Genomic DNA, 2,228 nt, shown 5'->3' with positions numbered 1-2,228 from the left:
GGTTTTCTTTAATTTGGGGTCTTGCAGGAAGTCTAATGATAACTTAAAATCAATGTGGCAAATCTTTTCTAATCAACGCCGAATATTCTTGTGATGAAATATTACCACGATTGCCCAAATGAACCACTTTGGGATTGGCAAGCGCATTATTTTTCCAAACGGTCAACTCATGCTTATTGTCAATCGCCCCTTTATCGTATAAATAATCCGCCAATCTGCCCGAAACGATAATGCGATAATCCATCGGTACATCATCAATCTGACTTACCATTTTATAAATAACCGTAGTACAGTTACTAAATAACGAATGATAAAATTTGGGCTTATCATTTAAATGATGACCATAATCCAAATAAGTTAAAAACAGATTTCTCATTTTGTCTTTATCATACAAAACAGGATAAACAGACACCCGCTCATCTCTGATATTGGTACGTGTATAAATCAAATCTCGCTCATCCCCTGCAATGATGGATAAATCATACAGTCTAAAAAATCCGCCAATCGTTGAAAACTCTTCACCAATCTCTTTACGAGTTTCTACCGAAAACACAAGCCTGTCAATATTACCCATCCCATCATCAAAGCCAAACGACACCATGATGTGAGCGATACTGTCCATGCCCCATGTCGTGCTAATCATATCAAGGCTTGATAAGTGATTGAGATTATAAGTGCGAGTATCCCAACGCTCGGTATAAGTGTCACCATGCCAATCAAAATCACGCACGTTGTGTATTGTGATAATATTATTGTTTTGGGTATAAGTAAATTGATGACGAAATTCATCTTGCCATATTCTGTCATTGCTGGGTTTCATGCTAAAAAACCAAGCAAACACAATACCAACAACCAATCCAAAAATGCGTACAGAATAATAACTTAATTTATCAATAATAAGCTGATTGGCAGATTTGACAATATAACTATCGGGCATAATTGCAATGACGGATAATAATAAAATAAAACCAATAACAATATAAGTCAATCTCCCCAAAGGCATATGCACCCATAATACCAAACACGCCCATATCGCCAATAAAATAATCATAAACGCATATAAAACAAAAAGCTTAGTCATGGTTTGTCCTTAACACTTGTTATAAAGTCTGTGGCGAATAGTAAATTAAGTGATATTAGACTTCTTTCCAAACCCTGATTTTTGTAGATTTTTAAAAACTTCAACCCTAATACTTACAAGGGTTTATTTTTAGTTTGGAAAGAGATTTATTATTAAAATACTAAAAAAGCAGATATTGCTATCATACCCCAAATTTGCTAAACTTGCACTTATTTTTGATTGGAAGTTCTTATGATAAAAACCCAAGACATCGCCGAGTTTGCCCCCAATGACAACCTAACCATTTGGGACGTGCGAGATGCTGACAGTTATAGGTCAGGTCATATCGCCCATGCCATCAATGTGCCAATTGAGCATATCAATGCCGAGACACTCGCCCAAAGCGTGGGCGATGTGTATGTGCTGTGCGGTGGTGGCACAAAGGCAGGGCGTGCGTGTGAGCTGTTAGAGAGCCTTGACCCAAGCCGTACCTATATCCATCTGACAGGCGGTACTCGTGGGGCAAAGGCGTTGGGCTGGACACTTATCGAAAACTGATTGATTAAAAATAATTAAAAATCAACAACTTAAAAATTTTTTTGAAATTTTTTAAAATAAATGATTGACACCACCCAAATTTACGCTATAATACGCACCACTAACAGCGATGATACATCGCAAATTGGTAAATCGGGGCGTAGCGCAGCTTGGTAGCGCATCTGCTTTGGGAGCAGAGGGTCGGGGGTTCAAATCCCTCCGCCCCGACCATTTAAAGCCTGTTTAGGCTTTTTTTGTTAGTATTGCAAGTTGAGCGCCTGTAGCTCAGTTGGATAGAGCATCCGCCTTCTAAGCGGGTGGTCGCAGGTTCGAATCCTGCCAGGCGCGCCATTTGCCTGATTATGAATGGCACATCTCATTATGGTGGGTATAGCTCAGTTGGTAGAGCCCCGGATTGTGATTCCGGTTGTCGTGGGTTCAAGTCCCATTACTCACCCCATATTCAAAACCACCCTATTGGGTGGTTTTTTACATCTCGTCTTTTATTTTTTATCCACATCCATCCAACAAAAAGGAAGTGCTCAGCACATCCCTACGTTTGCATATTAGACTTCCTACAAAACCCCAAATTAAAGAAAACCGTTCATGGCGAGCCATGCCTACCCATGAC

The 2,228-nt window shown here is 39.5% G+C and carries 2 protein-coding genes and 3 tRNA genes; 4 read left to right on the top strand and 1 reads right to left on the bottom strand.

The window, feature by feature from the left end:
- Positions 1–49: 49 nt before the first annotated feature.
- On the bottom strand, positions 50–1,081 hold the full coding sequence (locus B5J94_RS13725) for an Lnb N-terminal periplasmic domain-containing protein (protein WP_062501693.1): 1,032 nt from the start codon (positions 1,079–1,081) through the stop codon (positions 50–52).
- A gap of 231 nt (positions 1,082–1,312) precedes the next feature.
- Between B5J94_RS13725 and B5J94_RS13720 the strand changes: the two genes are divergently transcribed.
- The 4 genes from B5J94_RS13720 to B5J94_RS13705 all read left to right on the top strand — a co-directional run bounded on the left by B5J94_RS13720 (position 1,313) and on the right by B5J94_RS13705 (position 2,057).
- The gene (locus tag B5J94_RS13720) at positions 1,313–1,618 is read left to right on the top strand and encodes a rhodanese-like domain-containing protein (RefSeq protein ID WP_062501722.1); all 306 of its coding nucleotides are present in this window, start codon (positions 1,313–1,315) and stop codon (positions 1,616–1,618) included.
- Positions 1,619–1,751: 133 nt separating this feature from the next.
- Positions 1,752–1,828 (top strand) — tRNA-Pro (locus B5J94_RS13715).
- 43 nt (positions 1,829–1,871) lie between these two features.
- Positions 1,872–1,948, top strand: a tRNA-Arg gene (locus B5J94_RS13710).
- Between the two features lie 33 nt (positions 1,949–1,981).
- Positions 1,982–2,057, top strand: a tRNA-His gene (locus tag B5J94_RS13705).
- The last annotated feature ends 171 nt before the right edge of the window (positions 2,058–2,228 follow it).

This window comes from Moraxella lacunata (assembly GCF_002027545.1).
Classification (GTDB): Bacteria; Pseudomonadota; Gammaproteobacteria; order Pseudomonadales; family Moraxellaceae; genus Moraxella; species Moraxella lacunata.
Note: the sequence above shows the minus strand (reverse complement) of the source record. Positions and strands in the feature narration are given on the sequence as shown.

Coding starts and splice junctions, on each gene's coding strand:
- B5J94_RS13725 (WP_062501693.1), bottom strand. CDS start 1,081: ATGACTAAGCTTTTTGTTTTATATGCGTTTATGATTATTTTATTGGCG.
- B5J94_RS13720 (WP_062501722.1), top strand. CDS start 1,313: ATGATAAAAACCCAAGACATCGCCGAGTTTGCCCCCAATGACAACCTA.